Genomic DNA, 21234 nt, shown 5'->3' on the forward strand with positions numbered 1-21234 from the left:
ATGACCGCGACCAAGGACACCCTCGAGCTGCTCAACAGCCTTTCGCCGGAGAAGCGCGCGCAGGTTCTCAAGTCCCTGAAGCAGGAGGCACTCCAGACGCAGTCGCCGCGCATCACCCGGCGCGTGGACCCGCAGGCGCCGGTCCCCGTCTCGCTCGCGCAGAACAGGCTCTGGTTGTTCGAGCAGCTCCGCCCCGGTGGCCACGCCTACAACGAGGTGTCCGCGCTGCGCCTCGAAGGGACGCTCGACGTCGCGGTCCTCGAGCAAAGCCTCCAGGAGATCGTCCGCCGCCACGAGGTCCTGCGCACCTCCTTCGCCGAGGGCGCCGAGGGCCCCGTCCAGATCATCACTCCCACGGTGGCGACGCGGCTGCACGTCGTCGACCTGGCTGGGCTCGCGGAGGCGGAGCAGTCCCGAGAACTCCAACGGTTGATCGACGCCGAGTCCCGCCGTCCCTTCGACCTCATGAAGGGCGCGCTGCTGCGGACCACGCTGTTCCAGTTGGGAGCGCGCAAGAGCGTGCTGCTCACGGTGGTGCACCACATCGTCCTCGACGGCTGGTCCATCGGCGTCTTCCAGCGAGAGCTCGCGGAGCTGTACCGGGAGCTGAGCGCGGGCCGACCGTCTCCGCTGCGCGAGCTGCCCATCCAGTACGCGGACTACGCGGTGTGGCAGCGCCAGTGGATGAAGGACGACGTGCTCCAGCGGCAGCTCGAGTACTGGACGCGGCAACTGAAGGACGCGCCGCCCCTGCTGACGCTGCCCTTCGCGAATCCTCGCCCGGAGACAGAGCGCTTCGCGGGGGCGCGGGAGTACTTCACGCTGGATGAGCAGGTCAGCAAGGGACTGTCCGCGCTGAGCCGCCGCCTGAACGCGAGCCTCTTCATGACGTTGCTCGCGACCTTCCAGACGCTGTTGCACCGGTACACGGGTCAGACGGACATCCCCGTGGGCACGGTGGTGGCCAACCGCGAGCAGCCGGAGCTGGAGCAGCTCATCGGCTTCTTCGTGAACACCCTCGTCCTGCGCGGGGACCTGGGTGGCAACCCTCGCTTCGAGGAGCTGGTGGAGCGCACGCGCGCCACGGCGCTCGCCGCGTTCGAGCACCAGTCGCTGCCCTTCGAGAAGCTGGTGGACGCGCTCAAGCCCGAGCGCTCCCTCGGCTACAACCCGTTGTTCCAGGTCATGTTCATCCTGCAGAACATGCCGGCGTCGGACCTGACGCTGCCGGGGCTGACGCTCTCGCCCCTGGAGATTGGGAGCGTCACCGCGAAGTACGACCTGACGCTGGTGATGGACGAGACGCCCCACGGGCTGCACGCCCACTGGGAGTACAACAGCGACCTGTTCGACGCCGACACCATCCGTCGCATGAGCGGCCACCTGGCGGTGCTGCTGCGCGCGGTGGTCGAGAATGCGACGCGGCCCCTCGCGGAGCTGCCCCTGCTGCCCGAGGCCGAGGAGCGGCGGCTGCTCGTCGAGTGGAACCAGACGCAGCCGGCCGCGGTCCCCCTGGCGCCGTCACTGCATCGGCTCGTCGAGGACCAGACCACCCGGACACCCGAGGCCGTCGCCGTGGCCCATGCCGGTCAGCGCCTGAGCTACCGCGAGCTGGATGAGCGGGCCAACCAGCTCGCGCACCACCTGCGGGGCTTGGGCGTCGGACCGGGGAAGCTCGTCGGCGTCTGCCTGCAGCGCGCTCCGGAGCTGCTCGTGGCGCTGCTCGGTGTGCTGAAGGCCGGTGGCGCCTACGTGCCGTTGGACCCGTCGTATCCCCCGCTGCGCCTGGGCTTCATGCTCGAGGACTCGAAGGCCGCGGTCTTGGTGACCCAGGACTCGCTGCGCACGCGGTTCGCCACGCATGGTGCGCAGGTGGTCTGCGTGGACGGGAGCGACCTCGCGAGACAGGGCAAGGAGCGCCCCACGCCGCTGGCCGGTGAGAACGACCTGGCGTACGTCATCTACACGTCCGGCTCCACCGGCATGCCCAAGGGCGTGCAGGTGACGCACCGGAACGTGGTGCACTCCACCATCGCGAGGTGGACGTACTACCGCGAGCCCGTGAGCAGTTTCCTGCTGCTGTCGTCCTACGCATTCGACAGCTCCGTGGCCGGCATCTTCTGGACGCTGAGCCAGGGAGGCACGCTCGTGCTTCCCGAGGGCGATGGCCTGCCCGACCTCGGCGTGCTCGGCGGGTTGATCTCCGCGCATCGGGTGTCGCACCTGCTGTGCATCCCGTCGGTGTACTCGCTCCTGTTGCAACAGGCCCGCCCCGAGGACCTCGCCTCCCTGAAGACCGTCATGGTCGCGGGCGAGACCTGCCCGCCCCGGCTCTTCGAGCAGCATCGCCGGGTCATCCCGAGCGCGGCCCTCTACAACGAGTACGGCCCCACCGAGGCGACGGTCTGGTGCACGGTGCACAAGCTCGAAGAGGCCCCGCGGCGCACGAGTGTTCCCATCGGTCGCCCCATCTCGGATGCGCGCATCTACCTGCTCGATGCGCACCTGCACCCGGTGCCCATCGGTGTCCCCGGCGAGTTGCACGTCGGAGGCCCTGGGGTGACACGCGGGTACCTCAACCACCCCGAGCTGACGGCGGCGCGGTTCATCCGGGACCCTTCGAGCCAGGACACCGAGGCACGGCTCTACAAGACGGGAGACCTGGCGAGGTACCTGCCGGATGGGAATCTCGAGTTCCTGGGGCGTGTCGATGACCAGGTCAAGGTGCGCGGCTTCCGCGTGGAGCTGGGCGAGGTCGAGGCTGTGCTGAGTCGCCTGCCCTCGGTCCGCGAGGCCGTGGTCGCCGTTCGTGACGATGAGCGCGAGAACAAGCGGCTCGTGGGCTACGTGGTCGTGGACGCGGGGGTGTCACTCACCGCGCTGAGGGAATCTGCGCTCCAGCAGCTCCCCAGCCATGCCGTCCCGTCCGAGCTCGTCCAGATGGACAGCCTGCCGCGACTGCCGAACGGCAAGGTCGACCGCAAGTCCCTGCCCGCGCCCGAGACGCTGCGCGTGACGACGCAGGCTCCTTCGCAGGCGCAGTGGACCGAGCTCCAGCGGACCATCGCCGCGCTGTGGAAGGAGGCCATCAACGTGGAGTCGGTGAGCCTGGACGACAACTTCTTCCAGATTGGTGGGGACTCGCTCTCTGTCGTGCGCGTGTTCAACCGGCTGCGGGAGGCCGTGGACAAGGAGCTGTCCATCACCCACCTCTTCAAGCACCCGACCATCCGCGCCCTCTCCGCGTTCATCGAGCCGTAGCCGTCGCGCCCACCCACTCGACCGACTCCGCCATGCGCCTCTACCTGCTCGTCCTCGGGATGGCCGCCTTCTCCAAGTGCGGGAGGGCGGAGCCGCCGCCCGCGCCGCTGAAGGCCACGATTCATCGGACCGCCCATGGGGTTCCGCACATCACGGCCTCGGACTACCGAGGCCTCGGCGCGGGCTACGGCTACGCGCAGGCGCAGGACCTGGTCTGCACGCTCGCGGACCAGTTCCTCAAGGTCCGGGGTGAGCGGGCGCGGTACTTCGGTCGAGGCGAGAAGGACGTCCACGTCGAGAGCGACCTCGTCTATCGGGGCCTCGCGCTGCGGCCCCGGGCCCAGGCCGCGTATGGGCGTCAGTCCCAGGAGGTCCGCGACCTGATGGAGGGCTTCGCACAGGGCTACAACCACTACCTGGCGCAGACCCCGCCGGAGCGACTGCCCGCGCCGTGCACGGGCGCGAACTGGGTGAAGCCCATCACCAGCCTGGACCTGCTCGCGTACCACCTGGATGTCTCGCTGTTGGACACGTTGCAGCCGCTCCTCGGGGATATCGCCAACGCCCAGCCTCCTGGTGTGGAGAGCGTGTCGACGAAGGAAGCCTCACTGCCCTTCGGGTGGCCTCCGGGGGTTCGTGAGACGAGCCTGGGGAGCAATGGCTGGGCGGTCGGGCGTGAGCGCTCGCGGAGTGCCGGAGGGATGCTCGTCGCCAATCCCCACTTCCCGTGGGAAGGGGCGCTGCGCTTCTACGAGAGCCACCTCACCATCCCGGGACGGCTGGATGTGTACGGCGCCTCGCTGGTGGGCATCCCGGTCATCAACATCGGCTTCAACCGGAATGTGGCGTGGACGCACACGGTGACGGCGTCGAGCCACTTCACTGCGTACCGGCTCCGCCTGGTCCCTGGAGATCCCACGGCGTATCTGTACGACGGGCAGGTCCGTCGGATGACGCACGAGGAGCACACGGTGGACGTGCTCGAGGCGGACGGGCAGATGAGCCAGGTGTCGCGCACGTTCTGGCGCTCGCATTACGGGCCCATGGTCGAGCGGCCCGGCCTGGTCCCCTGGACGGACACGGTGGCCTACACGCTGCGAGACGCGAACGAGGACAACCACCAGTTCGCGGAGCAGTGGCTGCGGATGAACAGGGCGGAGAGCCTTGACGACCTCGCCGAGGTGGACCGCACCGTGCGCGGCATCCCCTGGGTCAACACCATCATGACGAGCGCGCGGGGAGACACCCGCTACGTGGACGCCTCGCGGGTGCCCCGGTTGAGCGACGATGCCATCGCCGCGTATCGCACCGCTCGGGAGACGGTCCCGGACGTGAAGGGGTTCGCGAGCCTGCGCGTCATCCTCCTCGATGGCAGCACGTCGCGTGACGAGTGGGTCGACCTGTCGGGTCCGGGCAGAGGACTGTTCCCCGTCGACCAGGCGCCTCGCCTCACGCGCGCGGACTTCGTGATGAACGCGAACGATTCGGCGCGGTACACGAACCCGGCGGAGCTGCTCGCCTCCGTCCCCTTCCCCTACGAGAACTACGCGAGTCCGGGAGGCAGGCTCTCCAATCGCTCGCGCACGAACCTCACCATCCTGTCGGAGAAGGGTCCGGATTCGGCCTCGGGAGCGGATGGCGCCTTCACGCGTGAAGAGCTCGAGCAGGCCATCCTGAACAACCGCAACTGGCTCGCGGAGCAACTCCGGGCCCCCGTCGCGCAGCGCTGCCAGGGCGCGACGACGGTGTCGGTCAAGGAGGCGCAGGTCGACTTGCGCGAGGCCTGTCGACTGCTCGCGGAATGGGATGGGCGATTGGAGCTCGACCGCAAGGGAGCCCTGGTCTGGCGAGAGTTCCTGGGGCGGTTCACGCGCCCGGAGCTGAATGACCGGGGACCGCTCTTCGCGGAGCCGTTCGACCCGAGCCGGCCGGTGCAGACGCCCTCGGGACTGGCGCCAGCGCCGGCGTCGGGCCCGGACCCCATCCTCCAGAAGCTGGGCGAGGCCGTCTGGGTGCTGCGCGAGGCGGGCCTTCCACTCGATGCCCGCCTGGGTGACGTGCAGTTCGCCCGGAAGGGGTCGCAGGTGATTCCGATTCACGGAGGCGTGGATGGAATCGAGGGCGCGGCGAACATCGCGGGCTTCTCGCTGGCGAACTCGACGCTGTTGCCGCGCACCGAGCGGAAGCAGGTGCTGTCGGAGACCACGGGCCTCACGTCGGAGGGCTACGTGGTCAATCACGGCGCCTCCTTCCTGATGGTGATGGAGTTCACCCGGGAGGGCCCCCGCGCGAGCGCGGTGCTGGCCTACTCCGGGGCCACGGACCCGGCCTCGCCCTTCTTCGCCGACCAGACTCGGCTCTTCTCGCGGAAGCAGCTCCGCCCGGTCCTCTTCGAGCAGGAGGACATCCTCGCGGACCCGGCGCTCGTGACCACCGAGCTGGTGCTCGAGAGGACGGCGCCATGAAACAGGAGGCGCGAGCCCAGACCATCCCGCGCCGTCATGGAGACGGACCGACGCCGGTGTCCTATGCCCAGCGGCGCCTGTGGTTCCTGGACCGGCTCGCGCCGAACAGCCCCACGTACAACATGCCCTTCACGTTGCACCTCGCGGGCCCGTTGGACGCGGAGGCGCTGCGTCGGGCGTTCGAGCTGCTCACGCACCGGCACGAAATCCTGCGCACCACCTTCGAGGAGCGAGGCGGCGAGGCATTCCTCCGCGTCCATCCGCCCTCTTCGTGGCCCATGCCGGTGGTCGACCTGTCCGGGAGCGTCGCCGAGGCACGCACCGCGGACGCGCGGAGACTGGCGGACGAGGAGGCACGGCGCCCGTTCGATCTGGAGCGAGGGCCGCTGTTCCGGACCACGCTCCTGAAGCTCGATGCAGCCGAGCACGTGTTGCTCGTGAACATGCACCACATCATCAGCGACGGGTGGTCGACGGGGCTGATGATGCGGGAGTTCGCGGCGCAGTACGAGGCGCTGCGGCAGGGGCGCACGGCGTCACTTCCCGAGCTGCCGGTGCAGTACGGCGACTACGCGGCCTGGCAGCGGGAGCGTTTCACGGGAGGGACGCTGGAGAGGCAGCTCGCGTACTGGAGCAAACAGCTCGCCGACGTGCCCTCTTCACTGAGACTTCCCACGGACCGTCCGAGGCCCGTGGTGGCGACGGACCGGGGGGCGGAGCTCGTGGTCAAGCTGCCTCCGAAGGTCGCGGAGGCGGTGAAGTCCTTCGCGATGCGCGAGGGCGCGACTCCGTTCATGGTGTTGCTCGCCGGGTTCCAGGTGTTGATGTCCCGGCTGTCGGGGCAGGACGACCTCGTGGTGGGCGCGCTCATCGCGGGCAGGACGCACCGTGAGCTGGAGGGGTTGCTCGGCTTCTTCGTGAACACGCTGGTCCTGCGCGCGGACCTGAGCGGCGACCCGACGGTGGAGCAGCTCATCGGTCGGGTGATGGAGACGACACTCGGGGCCTTCGCGAACCAGGACGTGCCCTTCGAGATGCTGGTGGAGAAGCTCGCGCCGCCGCGAGAGCCGGGACGCCCTCCCCTCATCCAGGTGCTGTTCACCTTCCAGAACTCCTGGGCAAGCACCTTGCGACTCGAGGGTCTGACGGCAACACCGATGGAGGTCTACAACGGCAGGTCGAAGTTCGACCTCACGCTCCAGATGGGAGAGAAGCACGGGACCCTGGAGGCGGCGTTCACGTACAACGTCGACCTGTTCGATGCGGCGACCATCGAGCGCATCGGACGCCAGTACACGACGCTCCTGGAGCGCCTGTGTGCCGCGCCCACCGAGGCACGCTGCTCGACGTTGAGCCTGCTGGACGAGGAGTCGCGACGCCTCATCGTGGAGGAGTGGAACGCGACGACCACCGGGCTTCCACGCGATCGCTGTGTCCACGAGCTGTTCGAGGAACAGGTCGCGCGACGTCCCGACGCCATCGCAGTGGAGTTCGAGGAGGAGCGCCTCACCTACCGGGAGCTGAACGCCCGAGCGAACCGGGTGGCCCACGCCCTGCGCGAGCGTGGAGTGAGGCCCGAGACGCGCGTGGGGCTGTGTGTCGAGCGTTCCTCCGGGATGGTGGCCGCGGTGCTGGGCATCTTGAAGGCGGGCGGTGCCTATGTGCCCTTGGACCCGCGCCATCCACTGGAGCGACTCGCCTTCATGGCCCGGGACGTGGGGCTGCGGCTCGTCGTGGCGTCGCGAGCACACCGTGGCGTGGCGGAGAAGCTGGGGGAAGTGCTGGAGCTCGGGACGTGGGTGGAGTCCTCGGACGAGGTCGAGAATCCCCAGAGTGGAGCCACCGCCAGCAACCTGCTGTACGTGATGTACACCTCCGGTTCGACGGGCGAGCCCAAGGGCGTCGCGATTGAGCACCGGAACGTGGGTCGCCTCGTACGTGGCGCCAGCTACGCCGACTTCGGTCCGGAGGAGGTGTTCCTCCAGCTCGCGCCGCTCGCCTTCGACGCGTCGACCTTCGAGCTCTGGGGCAGCCTGCTGAACGGCGGCAGGCTCGTGGTCCATCCGCCGCATGACCCGACGCTGAGCCAGCTCGCGACGCTGGTGAAGCAGCGCGGAGTGACGACGCTGTGGCTGACCGCGGGCCTGTTCCACCAGTTCGTGGACGAGGACGCGCGGAGCCTTGCGCACGTCCGACAGGTCCTCGCGGGAGGAGATGCGCTCTCTCCGGGACACGTCCGGCGATTCCTGGAGGTCGGAGGATGCCGGCTCATCAACGGCTACGGGCCGACAGAGACGACCACGTTCGCGTGCTGTCACGCGGTGGTGCGCCCCGAGCAGATCGGCGAGTCCGTGCCCATTGGCCGTCCCATCTCCAACACGACGGCCTATGTCGTGGACACACGGGGCGAGCTCGTCCCGGTGGGCGTCGCGGGTGAGCTGTGGATCGGTGGAGAGGGAGTGGGACGCGGCTACTGGAATCAACCCGAGCTGACGGCGGCGAGGTTCGTGGAGAACCGTTGGGGTCCTGGGCGCGTGTATCGCACGGGAGACAGGGTCCGCTGGCGTCCGGATGGGACGCTCGAGTTCCTGGGCCGCATCGACTTCCAGGTGAAGCTGCGCGGCTTCCGCATCGAGCCCGGAGAAATCGAATCCGTCCTGCGTCGTCACCCGAGCGTCCGTGATGCGCTGGTCCTGGTCCGGGAACACGGTCCCGGAGACAAGCGGCTGGTGGCCTACGTCACTGTGCATCCCCACGGGACACCGCCCACGCGAGAGTCGCTGCGGGAGCACCTGCCCGAGTACATGGTGCCCTCGGCGATCATCACGCTGGACTCCTTTCCGCTCACGGCCAATGGCAAGGTGGACCGCAAGGCGCTCCCGGCGCCGGAGGGACTGCTCCCGAGCACGGAGTATGTCGCCCCACGGAATCCCACGGAGGAGCGCCTGGCCGACCTCTGGGCCGAGATCCTCCGCGTCCCGCGTGTCGGTGTGCTGGATGACTTCTTCGCACTCGGTGGGCACTCCCTGTTGGCGACGCAGCTCATCTCGCGCATCCGCGCGCGGCTCGGGGTGGAGCTGCCACTACGGGCCCTCTTCGAGGCACCGACCCTGGCGTCGTTCGCCCAGCGTCTGGAGGCCGCACCCCGTGTCGAAGCACCGCTGCTCGTGCCTCGGCCGCGAACAGGGCCCGTGCCCCTCTCGTTCGCACAGCAGCGCCTGTGGTTCATCGACCAGTTGGAACCCGGGAGCGCCACGTACAACATCCCCGCCGCGGTGAGGCTGAGAGGCCCGCTGGATGTGGAAGCCCTCCGGCGCACCTTCGAGGCGCTCGTGGTCCGGCACGAGTCCCTGCGAACCACCTTCCCGTCGGAACAGGGCCAGCCCCTCCAGCGCATCGAGTCCCAGGTCGCCCTCCCCTTGAGCATCGTCGACCTGCGCGCCCTGCCCACGCGGGAGGCCGAGGCGACCCGACTCGCACGCGAGGAAGCCCTTCGTCCGTTCGACCTCACCAAGGGCCCGTTGTTGCGGACCACCCTGCTCCTATTGGGCGAACAGGAACACGTGCTGCTGCTGACGATGCATCACATCGTCTCGGACGGCTGGTCCATGGGGGTGTTGGTACGGGAGCTGGGAGCCCTGTACGAGGGCTTCGCGTCGGGCCACGGGGTCACGTTGCCAACCCTGCCCGTGCAGTACGCGGACTTCACGCTGTGGCAGCGGGACTGGTTGCAAGGCGAGGTGCTGGAGGGCCAGCTCGCGTGGTGGAAGCAATACCTCGAAGGAGCCGCGGGCCTCGAGCTTCCTACCGATAGGGCTCGACCCGCGGTCCTCTCGGCACGCGGTGCGGTCGTCCCGGTTCACCTGTCCCGCGAGCTCTCCGATGCCGTCCTCGCCCTCGCGCAGCGCGAGGGGACCACGCCCTTCATGACGTTGCTGGCCGCATTCCAGGTCCTGCTCGCTCGGTACTCCGGCCAGGAGGACATCTCCGTCGGCTCGCCCATCGCGGGGCGTACGCGCGCGGAGACCGAGGGGTTGATCGGCTTCTTCGTCAACACGTTGGTGTTGCGCACCCGGCTGAGGGGACACGCGTCGTTCCGGGAGTTGTTGTCCGAGGTACGGGCTTCCACCCTCGCGGCCTTCCAGCATCAGGAGGTTCCCTTCGAGAAGCTGGTGGAGGTGCTCCAGCCCGCCCGGGACCTCAGCCGCAGTCCGTTGTTCCAGGCGTTCTTCGCGCTCCAGAACGCGCCCCTGGAGCCCCTGCGCCTGCCGGGCCTCTCGTTCGAGCCCATGCCCGCCGCACTCGATACGGCGAAGTTCGACCTCACCCTGAGCTTCATCGAGACCCCAACGGGCTTCGAGGGAGAACTGGAATACAGCGTCGACCTGTTCGAACCGACCACCGTGGCGCGCATGGCGGAGCACCTTCGCGTCCTGCTGGAGGGAGCGGTCGATCGTCCCGAGACGGCCCTGTGCGCCCTGCCTCTGTTGACCGCGCGGGAACAGCAACAGCTGCTCATCGAGTGGAACGACACGCGGGCAGAGTACCCGTCGGATGCATGCATCCACCACCTGTTCGAAGCCCGCGTCCGCCAAGCCCCCGAGTCCCTCGCGGTGGGCTTCGAGGACGAGAGGCTGACCTATCGGGAGCTGAACGAGCGCGCCAATCGGCTCGCACGACACCTGCGTGGGCTCGGAGTGGGGCCTGAGGTGCTGGTGGGCCTGTGTGTCGAGCGTTCCCCGGACCTGGTCGTGGGTCTGCTGGGCATCCTGAAGTCAGGGGGCGCCTGGCTGCCGCTCGATCCGACGCTGCCTCGTGAGCGCCTTGCCTTCATGGTGCAGGACAGTGGAGCGAGTGTGCTGCTCACGCAGAAGGCCTTGCGTGAACGAGTCCCGGGGGCCTTTGGGCACGTGGTGTTCGTGGAGGAGACGCGTTCGAGAGAACAGGGAAGAGACCTCGGACTCGCGTTGCCGAGCCGCGCGTTGGCGTACGTCATCTACACCTCGGGCTCCACGGGTCGGCCCAAGGGGACGCTCGTCGAACACCAGAGCGTGTGCAATCTGGTGGTGCAGGAGGCGGAGGTCTTCGGACTCGGGCCGGGCAGCCGGCTGCTCCAGCTCGCGAACCTGGGCTTCGACCTGTCTGTCGAGGAGATCCTCACCACGCTGTGCGCGGGAGCCACGCTGTGGCTCGCGCCAGTGGAGAAGGCGATGCCGGGGCCGGCCTTGCACCAACTCCTACGGGACGCGGCCATCACGACCCTCAGCGTCACGCCCGCCACGCTGGCCCTCACGCCCTCCGAGGGACTTCCAGCCCTGCGGACAGTCATCTCTGGGGGCGAGGCCTGCGGGCCCGAGCTCGTCGCGCGATGGGCGCCTGGACGGAGGTTCCTCAACTCCTACGGTCCCACCGAGGCCACGGTGCTGGCGACCTTCGCCGAGTGCGAGACGAACGAGGGAACGCCGCCCATCGGGCGCCCGCTCGCCAACGTCCGCGCGTACGTGCTCGATGCTGCATTGCAGCCGGTGCCGGTGGGTGTGAAGGGGGAGCTGTTCCTCGGAGGCGTCGGAGTGGCCAGAGGCTATCTGGGACGCCCCAAGCTGACCGCGGATCGCTTCCTGCCGGACCCGTTCAATCCAGTGCCGGGAGCGCGCATGTATCGGACCGGAGACCTGGTCCGCTATCTACCGACCGGCGACTTGGACTTCATCGGACGCATCGACACGCAGGTGAAGGTGCGTGGTTTCCGAATCGAGCTGGGGGAGATCGAGTCGACGCTGCTCCAACACGCCGCCGTGCGCGCCGCTGTGGTGCTCGCACGTGAGGATTCGCACGGAGCCAGGCGGCTGGTGGCGTATCTCGTGCTCGCGCCCGGGCAGGAGCTGGAGGTGGATTCGTTCCGTGCGTTCCTCGGGAAGCACCTGCCCGAGTACATGGTGCCGGCGGCCTTCATTCCGATGGAGGAGCTCCCGCTCACGGCGAACGGCAAGGTGGACAAGAAGGCCCTGCCCGTTCCGGACGCCTCGCATCTGCACCATCGTGAGTACGTCGCACCTCGGGATGCGCTCGAGCAAGTGCTGGCGAACCTCTTCGAAGAGCTGCTCGATGTGCGGCCTGTCGGGCTTCACGGCGACTTCTTCGGGCTCGGCGGACACTCGCTCCTGGCCGTGCGACTGATGACCCAACTCCAGCAACGTACGGGGAGGACAATCCCACTCTCCGCGCTGTTTCAGTCCTCCACGGTCGAGCGACTCGCCACGAAGCTCCGAGGCGATGAGGCCCCCTGGTCGCCCCTCGTCCCCATCCAGCCCCGCGGAAACCGACCACCCTTCTTCTGCGTGCATCCCGTCGGCGGCAATGTCCTCTGCTATGCGGAGCTGGCTCGACACATGGGTTCGCAACAGCCTTTCTACGGACTCCAGGCGCAAGGGCTCGACGGCCGCCTGCCGCCACTTGAGTCCCTCCCTGAGATGGCGGCGCTCTACGTCCAACATGTCCGCGCCGTGCAGCCACGCGGCCCCTATCGCCTGGGTGGCTGGTCACTCGGGGCCGTCATCGCGTACGAGATGGCTCAGCAGCTGAAGCAACAGGGGGAGACCGTGGAGGTGCTCGTACTCATCGAGCCCAGCCCCACGTCCTATGCGCGAGGAGCGCCGATTGAAGGCGACGCCCCGTGGGCCGAGTTCACCACGGACCTGGCGCGAACGACGGGCGCTCCTGTTGAGAGTTCCGAGCCCCAGCTTCGTCCTTTGATGAAGGTCTTCACGGCGAACTCGAGGGCGCTTCATCAGCACGCGCTACGAACGTGGCTGGGGCAGCTCACGGTCGTGCTCGGCGCGGACACCACCGATGCCGAAGAGATGCCCCTGCCCGCGCGAGGTTGGGCGGCACTGGCGACCCAGACCACGGAGTGCATCGAGCTTCCGGGCGATCACTACTCACTGTTGCGTCCGCCATATGTCGAGGCACTCGCACGCCTCCTCACCTCTCTCCTGGAGCAGCCCGCGCGGCGCTCGATGAATGGCTGAACGGGGAAGCACATGAACGCCCATCGCATCAGTCCTGGAGACGCCATGAAGCGAACGCCCCACATCGCCATCGTGGGCGGCGGACAGTCAGCGCGGTGGTTCCTCTTCGCGTTGACGGAGCGGCTCGCCCGAGGAGAGCGGGCGCTGCAAGGCTGCCGGATCACCATCATCGAAGCACAGACGGAGGTCGGGACAGGCCTCGCGTGGAGCCGACGCAACGCCCTGGAGGAGCACCTCGCCAGCCTGCCGGCGAAGATGAGCCGGTGGAGCTTCGGCGAGCGGCAGCAGGTGCAGTTCCAACGCACGCTGGGGCTCCTTCGAGAGCTCGGACTCTCGGTCGAGTTGATCACGGGACAGGAGGCCGTGACGCTTGAACAGCGATCGGAGCACTTTGAGATAGGCCTCGCGTCGGCGTCGTCGGTCACCGCCGAGTACGTGATCCTCGCGACGGGCTATGGCCAGCGGGCCTGGAGGAGCCGGGCCCTGCCGGAGTCCCTGCTCGATGGCCGGCCGGGAGTCCACGGCTCACCATGGCCGGCCAAGACGCTCCAGGACGCGGTGCTGGAGGGAGACGAGAACCGCCCCAAGCACGTCCTGATCCTCGGCTCGTATCTGAACGGAATCGATGCGGCGCTGTCGCTCGCGGTCAAGACAGGACGGTTCGTACCGGATGCCGAGGGTCGTCTGCGATACGAGGCGCCTGAAGGCTTCAAGGTCACCCTGGGCTCCCGAACGGGTCAACTGCCGAAGGTCTGGGGGCGTGAGGCGACCTCGCCCTATCAGCCACGCTGGTTCACGGCGGAGCGGCTGCAGGAGACCTTCCAGACAAGCAAGAGCGGCCGGCTCCTCTCCATCGACACCACCCTGGAGATGTTGGGCGACGAACTGGCGGAGGCGGCTGGGCGTCAGCGCGTCCGTCGACGTGGAGCCCCCGTGCGTCGTCGCATCCGAGCATGGCAGCGGCACCTGGCGCGCGCGGACAAGGCGGAGACGCTGCGTCGGGACATCGCCGCAGTGCTCACCACTGGGAAGCCGTACGGTGGCTACGAGCACATGCGAGTGGTGGAGTGGCAGACGTGCATCGACGCGGCCATCCAGTTGTGGAGTGAGAACTCCCCGTGGTTCTCCGCGGAGGACCACCTGTACTTCGAACGTGAGCTCCGGACGACGTTCTTCAACACGATGTTGCCCATGACGCTGGGGAACGCGCTCCAGATTGAAGCCATGATGCGCTCGGGCCATCTGGAGGTCATCGCGCTGGGACGCGGTTACGAGCTCCATCCGGAGACAGGCCCGGTCTGGCGAGTGAGCGTCTCGTATTGCGATGTGCTGGGGCGTTCGCAGACACGGCGGTTCACCGACGTGGTCGACGCGACGGGCCAGTACTCGAGCATCGAGGCGCATCCGTCGCCGCTGATCCAGTTCATGCTGGGCAACGGGCTCATCCAACCCGGCCTCCGCGCCTTCCGTTCGACGGAGGGACTCTCGGTGCCTCCTGACAAGAAGCGGTCCGTCATCACCCGAGGGGAACAGGCCTACCTCGTCACCGGGGGCATCTACGTGAACCCGAAGACCGGAGAGGTCATCCCACGAGGCACGTACGAGTTGGAGTCCAGTGGGCCGAACCGGACGGCCATGTACGCCATGGGCCCGAACGTGTGCGGACAGTTCACCGACGCGCAGAGCCTGGGGCAGACGCAACGCGATTCACTCCGGATCGTCGCGGACCTGTGTCGGAAGCTGAGCCAGCAGCAACCGTGAGTTCGGGGAGCCCGGCCCGATGGCTTCTCGACAGGAACAACCGGAGGGACCTGCCCTGGCCGCTGGAACGCCAGTGGCAGGGGGCTTCGTGGTCCAGCCCGAGGAGCCCCCTGCCCCGGCCTTCGCCGTCTTCCTGCGCATCTGGGCAGGTCAGCTCGTCTCGATCCTGGGCTCCAGGCTGACGGCGTTCGCGTTGGGGGTCTGGGTCTATCAGCGCACGGGTTCGGTGACGCAGTTCGCGTTGATCTCGCTCTACACGGCGCTGCCCTCGCTCGTGCTCTCGCCGTTGGCGGGGGTGCTGTCGGACCGGATGGACCGTCGTCGGGTGATGATCCTAAGCGACACGCTGGCGGCGGCAGCCACGGCGAGTCTCGCGCTGCTGATGTTCGCGGGCAGGCTGGCGGTCTGGCACGTCCACGTCTCCGTGATGGTGGGAGCCATCGCCAGCACCTTCCAGGTGCCTGCGTATACGGCGGCCACGACGCAGTTGGTGCCAAGGGATCAGTTGGGTCGAGCCAGTGGCATGGTGCAGCTGTCCCAATCCCTAGGGAGGCTCGCGGCGCCACCCGTGGCGGGGCTGTTGCTCGTAGCTGTGGGCATCCAGGGTGTGATGCTGGTGGACTTCGCGACCTTCCTCATCGCGCTGGTCACGCTGCTGAGCGCGAGGATTCCTCCGCTGGGTCGCATGCCGAGCACCTCCACTGCGCGAGGCTCACTCTGGCGAGATGCGTTCGAGGGCTGGCACTACGTCGCGGCGCGCCCGGGGTTGATGGGAATGTTGGTGTACTTCGCGCTCATCAACCTGTGCGCCGCGTTCACTGAGGTGTTGGCGCAGCCCATCGTGTTGGGCCTGGCCTCTCCCGCGGCCCTGGGAATCACGCTGACCATCGCCGGGTCCGGCATGTTGGGCGGAAGCCTCCTGATGAGCGTCTGGGGCGGCCCGCGAAGAGGCCGGATGTACGTAGTGCTGGGTTCCGGAGTGATGCTCGGTGTGAGCCTCGTGTTCGCGGGAGCGCGGCCGTCGCTCGTCTTCATCCAGCTCGCCGCTTTCTCGTTCATGTTCTGGGCGGCGGTGGCGAACGCCACCAGTCAGGCGCTCTGGCAGGCCAAGGTTGAGGTTGCCGTGCAGGGACGCGTCTTCGCCATCCGGCTCCTGCTCGCCACCAGCCCGACGCCGCTGGCCTACGCAGTAGCGGGGCCGCTGGTTGACCGTGTCTTCGAGCCGCGCATGGCGCCAGGCGGAGGCTGGAGCACGAGCCTCGGCACCTGGATTGGAGTGGGTACCGGGAGAGGGAGCGCGGCACTGCTCGTCATCGCGGGTGCGCTCATCCTGGTGGCCACGCTCCTGGCGCTCCTCCACCCACGCATCCGTCGACTGGAAGAGGAACTCCCCGACGCAAGGCCGAGGCAGTGAACTCTGCCGGCTCGCGGCTGGAGTCCGGAGCCCCAAAAGTCGAAGGCCTTGGAGCCCCCAGCTTTCGCCAAGGGCTCCAGGGCCTTCTATCGGTCGGGGCGACAGGATTTGAACCTGCGACCACTTGCACCCCAAGGAACCCCGGGGGCCGTCCAGCGGCTACCAGCCCTTCGCAACCCATCGTAAATACTCGGGTTTCTTCGGCCGGGGCTGTCCAGCCGTCCCATCCAGTACCCCAGGACCCCAAGATTTTTGCTGCTAGTTTGCTGCTGGGCCCCGCCTTGATGGCGCCCATGGCCTCAGGGTCCGGCCGGCTGCTGACCGTCCGGGAGGTCGCTGAACGGCTAGGGGTCTGCCGGGCCACCGTGTACCGGCTATGCGAGAGGGGCACGTTGCCCCACATCCGCGTGTCCAACACGGTGCGGATAGAGCCGGAAGCCCTGGACAATTTCCTACAAAAAACCACATAGCAATGCCGTAACTCAGCCTCTGCTCTTAGCCTCTGCACAACGCTGCGCTGATAGCTGCCGATTGTCAGTCCGTCCGCGCATTGCCCCAGCCTCCGCCTCAAAGACTGGGAGCCGTTACGGGCAGGCGCTCCCCGCCACTTTCGCCACCAGCCGTGTTGGGTCGGAGATGTGGAAAGCTCCTCGCATGAGTACCGGCGATGTGTGGTTTGATGCGCTCGCGTTCTTAGGGGGGAGATGTGGCCGGACGATCTTCCACAGCTCGAACACAGTTTCCTAGGTGGTCGAAGTACGTGGTCACCGAGGGCAAGGGACGAGACCCGCTCGGGCTCGCACGGGTTTCCGGTCTGCTCACCGACATGCTGCTGCCCGGTATCGTGGTCAACACCGACCGCGCGCGTTACTACGCGGCGTATGCGTGGATGCTGGGGCACATCCACAAGACGGAAAAGCCGAAGACGCGAACCGAGTTCGAAGCAGCCTTTCAGCGGAGGGAGGCCGCCGTGGCGTACGCCACCCTGCTCGCGGACTCCGAAGCCTCCACCGTCGGGAAGAACGCCGTCAGCGCAAGGCTCGCCGAAGGCTCGGACTCCCTCCTGCTCGGGATGCGTGTCCTGCCCTCCGATGCACTTGGCGGCTTTGGCCAGTACTACAGCGGCTCGCTCTACAAGATGGGCCTGTCGTATCAGCTGGAAGATGCGCTTCCCCGGCTCGCTCCGATAGGCGAGCGAATTGCCTCCGCATTCGAGGCCTCGATCTCGAAAACGCGCTTCTTCAGGGAAGAGCACTTCCGCCACAAGCACATAGCCCGGAGCATTCTCGAGAAGGACGCGCCGACGCTCGGGCTCGATGGCATCCATGCCAAGGGGGCCACCTCGGAGCGAGAGGCCCTGATCGATGTGTTCTTCGAGCTGCCGGAGGGCGGAGCCGACTTCGGGAGCTTCCGCCCATTGAGCCTCTGTCGCATCCTCCATCTGCTAGGGGAATACCAGCTGAGCGGGCTCCAGGTGGGAGGGCTCAAGGACCTGTCCCTCGACGACCAGCTCCTCGTGGGTCCGTCGTACTTCGGCTGCCTCATTGGGCAGGACCGCCGGCTTGAGGAATACCAGCCGCCCGCGTGGCTCAAGCGGTGCGATGGCTTGTGGCGCCAATTCGTGCTCCATGAATGCTTCTCCTGGGCGCTGGAGTCCGTGCTTGAGGCGTGCCTTGAGGTTCTGGCCGCCACGCCTGAAGGCATGTCCTCGGAGGAACTCGCCAGGACGCTCACCTCCGAGCTTTTCGACGAGGCCCTCGCGGATTTCCACGAGAGGCAGGTTGAGTCTCCCTCGGCACTCCTCTCATCGCTTGGCGTGAAGGAGCTCCCGAACGCACAGGCCTGCGCCACGGCCCGCGTCCGGCTCGGCCTGGGCTCACCAACGAACGAGCACCTGCTGCTATTCGGGCGAAGTGACTCGCCCCAGGAGCGCCTCGCGAAGGCAATGTCGATGCTGGGAACGCTGTACGCCAGATGGCGGGACGCCTCTGACGACCCGCATTGGCGCGAGGTCCGCTCGGCAACAGGCGCCGAGCTGAGTGCCCCCCTTGCGTTGGCGCTGCTCGACACCTGGCTGGCACCTGGAGGATGGCGAGAGGCGGCCCGACAGCTCCTGGAGATGATCGCCGCTCACCACGACCGGGTGATGTACGAGAAGGCGCGGCTCGAAGCCTGTTGGCTCAGGCGCGAAGGAAACAGGTACGTCTTCGAGCAACACTACGAGGCCGGCCAGCACCAGTCACGTCACCGGCAGTCCCTCCGCATCCTCGTGGACCTTGAGCTGGTCACTCGTAGCGAGAGCGGGGAGTACACCCTCTCGCCCACCGGCAGGCGAGTCCTTGCACGAACCCAGGAGCTGCGCCCATGAGTGAGCGCCTCGATCTCCTGCGCGAGCTCAACGCGCATACGTACGACCATGCCCTCCTCCTGACCTACAACTTCCAGCCGGACTTCTTCGAGGAGTACTGCCTTGAGCAACTTGCGGCACTTGAGGCGAACAACAATGTCACCGTCATCATGGATGCCCGCGAGTTCCAGGCCATCCTGGCAGGCGAGCGGGGCCGATGGCCACGGAAGGCGAACCTCCGCTACCTGCTGCATCCAGTCAGTCCGGCGCGCAGATTCCACCCCAAGCTCGCGCTCTTCACCAGCGCTCGCACCGGCCTGCTCGTCATCGGGAGTGGCAACCTCACGCGAGCAGGGCTGAGCCGCAACGCGGAAATGACGCACGTCTTTTCCTTCTCGAAGGAGAAGCACGAGGACGACCTTCCCCTCTTCCATGATGCGCTGTCACTGCTGCGTGCCATCGCGGACAGGTGGCCAGATGACGAGTTGTCCTCCCGAATCAACGACCTCCGCGACAACGCAAGCTGGCTGCAGGCTGGCGCGAACCGAACATCACCGTCTCCATCCCGGCTTCTCCATAACCTCACCGAGCCGCTCTTCGCGCAAATCTCGGTGGGAATCGCCGGTCCTGTGGAGCGCGTCCTGGTGCTCTCGCCGTTCTTCGACCCGGCTCCCGAGCTCCTCGATGTGCTGGATGGTGCACTCCATCCCAAGGAGGTCCTCATCTACACACAGCCCGGCGCGCCGATGCTGACTCCCGCCTGGCTCGACCACCCTCTAATGAAGAGGGGAACCGGAAAGCTGCTCTTCTCCGAATGGTCGGACGATAACCGGCGCCAGGAGTTGCATGCGAAGGCAGTCGCAATCCAGCTCCCGGATGGAAGCTGGCGCCTTTTCGCCGGTAGTGCGAACTTCACACGCGCGGCGATGCTCTGCACCCCGGCGGAGGGAAACGTCGAAACGGGCATACTGACCGACGGCATTCGCCTCTCTTCCCAGGCGATGCGCGCGTTTTTCGACCCCTCACAACGTGCACGTGAGCAGCCGCTGAAGCCCGTCCAGGCGCCGTCGCCGATCAAGAAGCTTCAGGCACCGTTGTCGCTCGGCCTGGCCCAGCTTGACCACGGAACACTGACCTGCGTTCTCGAAGGTGCCAGTGGCGGCCCGGTCGATGCGTTGCTTCAGTTTCCAGATGGAGCCACGGTTGTGGTTCCTCTCGACGGAGTGGGCACGAAGCGCTCTGCCTCTCTGCCGGCGGAAACGGTGGCGCGCTGTGATCGGCAATCGGTGGTTGTCTCACTCCAGGTGCGCGGCAGCACGTCGGAAGCGAGCAATCGGGTCCTGCTCCACAATCACAAGGACATCGTCACGGGAGGGGCCTCCCGCAGGGAGCGCCGCATGAGAGAGGCCGTCCGGAGCGCAGAGAAGTTCGCAGCAGTGCTTGCCGAGCTCCTCGTCCAGCCCGACCTCAGTGCCTTGATGGAGTTCCTGACCTACTGCGACATTCCTCTGGCAGGTGCGCCCCGGCTGCTATTGCGTTCCCGGGAGGTCATGTCCGCCGAGGAGGTTGATCAGCACCTCCGCACCCTCGGAGAGCGGAATCTTCGCGCCTACCAGAGCCTCCACGAGGCCACCCTCGGTTTCTCCGAACGGCATACGCGCCGACTGCACAGGCATGCGGCCACGCCATCATTGGACCTAATTCCGAGTTGCATGCACCTGATTCGGTCCGTGGCCAGCGTGCTGAACGCACAAATCCAGCGTCTCATCACCGGGCTTGAGGAAACAAGGGCACTCACCATTGACGACTGGTATACCCATCGTCAGAACCTGGACGCATACCTCCATGCGTGGAGCGCCCTCCTGACAGTCGCCAGCACCGAATGGCTTCCCCGCCTGGCCCAAGCATTCAACGCGAACGAGGTCAGGAAGGAACTGGCCCCGGATTTGGATGCACTTGGGAAACTCAGGGATGAGTTGCTTCGTGTTCGCCATCGCGTGGAGCGATGTGCGGCGGGAACACTCGCCGTCATCACCCCGCGCGGCAACTTGGTGAAGCCGTCCTTCAATCCTCAAAACGTAGTCTCACCGACTGCATGGCCGCGGTTCGAGCGGGAGCTCACTTCAATGTACACGCGTTTCCGGCAGGTGGCCTAGGGTGCTCCACCCTCATGCCACCGTCATACCGGCGCTCAGACGGGATGCGAGTGGCCCCTCGAATATCCCACTGCTCGGCAGGCCCGTCAGAACCTCGGAGACATCATCACCAAGTAGCCTCACTCCGAAGCGGGCCGCCGGCGGGGAGGTGAAGACCTCGTCGTGCCGCAGCCACACGTCGTCCAGCGCATCCACCACTCTCACCACCAACACGCGCCTCGTGGCATTTGCCCTGTAACCGCTGCCCCCTCGCCCCCAACGAGCTGCCTCGAAGTCGTCCCATATCGCAGGCCAGACCCCCTCACCGTACGCGGAGTTCCTGGACGAGACCTTATCCACCTGCGTCTCCAGTCGCTGCACCGCCGTCTCAAGCTCAAGAATGGCCAGCGCTGCCAGCTCGTCGGCGGACTCCCTGAAAGCGAGCAGCAAGCGGTCGCCCGGAGCTGGCCGCGTATCGGCAGGCTTCGCGTGCCAGAGCAGCCCATGCTTCAGGACTAGCTGCCGGGTATCTGCCATGCAGGCGCGGGCATCCGCAGCCACATACATCCAGCGGTTCATCTGGTCCTCCCCCACGGGTTCGACGATGGATTCTCAATTCAGCGGCATAGCAGAATCTGCGTTCTGCGGCAGGCACTGCCGGAAACGTTGCGGCGAGCAAGCCGGAGCGCTGCATCCTTGCCGCACCCCGTCGCGCGAGCTTCATGGGGGGCCACTTTAGGCTGACGGAGTCATAGCCATGATGTCCCGCCGGGGGCGCCGCATGGTGTCGCGCATCCTGCGGTGGTGGTTTGGCGGGCCTACC

General features: G+C 67.1%; 9 protein-coding genes. 8 read left to right on the top strand and 1 reads right to left on the bottom strand.

Translation table 11 applies throughout. The features are described 5' to 3' along the window. The 8 genes from K8640_RS23700 to K8640_RS23735 all read left to right on the top strand — a co-directional run bounded on the left by K8640_RS23700 (window position 1) and on the right by K8640_RS23735 (window position 20432). Window positions 1–3261, top strand: coding sequence for a non-ribosomal peptide synthetase (locus K8640_RS23700; protein WP_223749116.1), 3261 nt, complete (start codon window positions 1–3; stop codon window positions 3259–3261). A gap of 32 nt (window positions 3262–3293) precedes the next feature. Then, window positions 3294–5726, top strand: a complete 2433-nt coding sequence (locus tag K8640_RS23705; RefSeq protein ID WP_223749117.1) for a penicillin acylase family protein — start codon at window positions 3294–3296, stop codon at window positions 5724–5726. Continuing rightward, window positions 5723–12754, top strand: a complete 7032-nt coding sequence (locus K8640_RS23710; RefSeq protein WP_223749118.1) for a non-ribosomal peptide synthetase — start codon at window positions 5723–5725, stop codon at window positions 12752–12754. Before K8640_RS23705 ends, K8640_RS23710 begins: the two co-directional genes overlap by 4 nt. A 45-nt stretch (window positions 12755–12799) precedes the next feature. Beyond that, on the top strand, window positions 12800–14515 hold the full coding sequence (locus K8640_RS23715; protein ID WP_223749119.1) for a hypothetical protein: 1716 nt from the start codon (window positions 12800–12802) through the stop codon (window positions 14513–14515). A 19-nt stretch (window positions 14516–14534) separates the two neighbouring features. Next, window positions 14535–15929 carry an MFS transporter gene (locus tag K8640_RS23720; protein ID WP_223749120.1) on the top strand — a complete coding sequence of 465 codons (1395 nt, stop codon included), beginning with the start codon at window positions 14535–14537 and terminating at the stop codon, window positions 15927–15929. Between the two features lie 293 nt (window positions 15930–16222). Continuing rightward, window positions 16223–16399, top strand: a complete 177-nt coding sequence (locus K8640_RS23725) for a helix-turn-helix domain-containing protein (protein WP_223749121.1) — start codon at window positions 16223–16225, stop codon at window positions 16397–16399. Between the two features lie 290 nt (window positions 16400–16689). After that, the gene (locus K8640_RS23730) at window positions 16690–18297 is read left to right on the top strand and encodes a hypothetical protein (RefSeq protein WP_223749122.1); all 1608 of its coding nucleotides are present in this window, start codon (window positions 16690–16692) and stop codon (window positions 18295–18297) included. After that, entirely contained in the window at window positions 18294–20432 is a 2139-nt protein-coding gene (locus K8640_RS23735; RefSeq protein WP_223749123.1) for a phospholipase D-like domain-containing protein, read from the top strand. Before K8640_RS23730 ends, K8640_RS23735 begins: the two co-directional genes overlap by 4 nt. A gap of 12 nt (window positions 20433–20444) precedes the next feature. Here K8640_RS23735 and K8640_RS23740 read toward each other — a convergent pair whose 3' ends face one another. Continuing rightward, window positions 20445–20990 carry a hypothetical protein gene (locus tag K8640_RS23740; RefSeq protein ID WP_223749124.1) on the bottom strand — a complete coding sequence of 182 codons (546 nt, stop codon included), beginning with the start codon at window positions 20988–20990 and terminating at the stop codon, window positions 20445–20447. Window positions 20991–21234: the final 244 nt, after the last annotated feature.

This window comes from Myxococcus sp. XM-1-1-1 (genome assembly GCF_020037095.1).
GTDB lineage: Bacteria > Myxococcota > Myxococcia > Myxococcales > Myxococcaceae > Myxococcus > Myxococcus fulvus.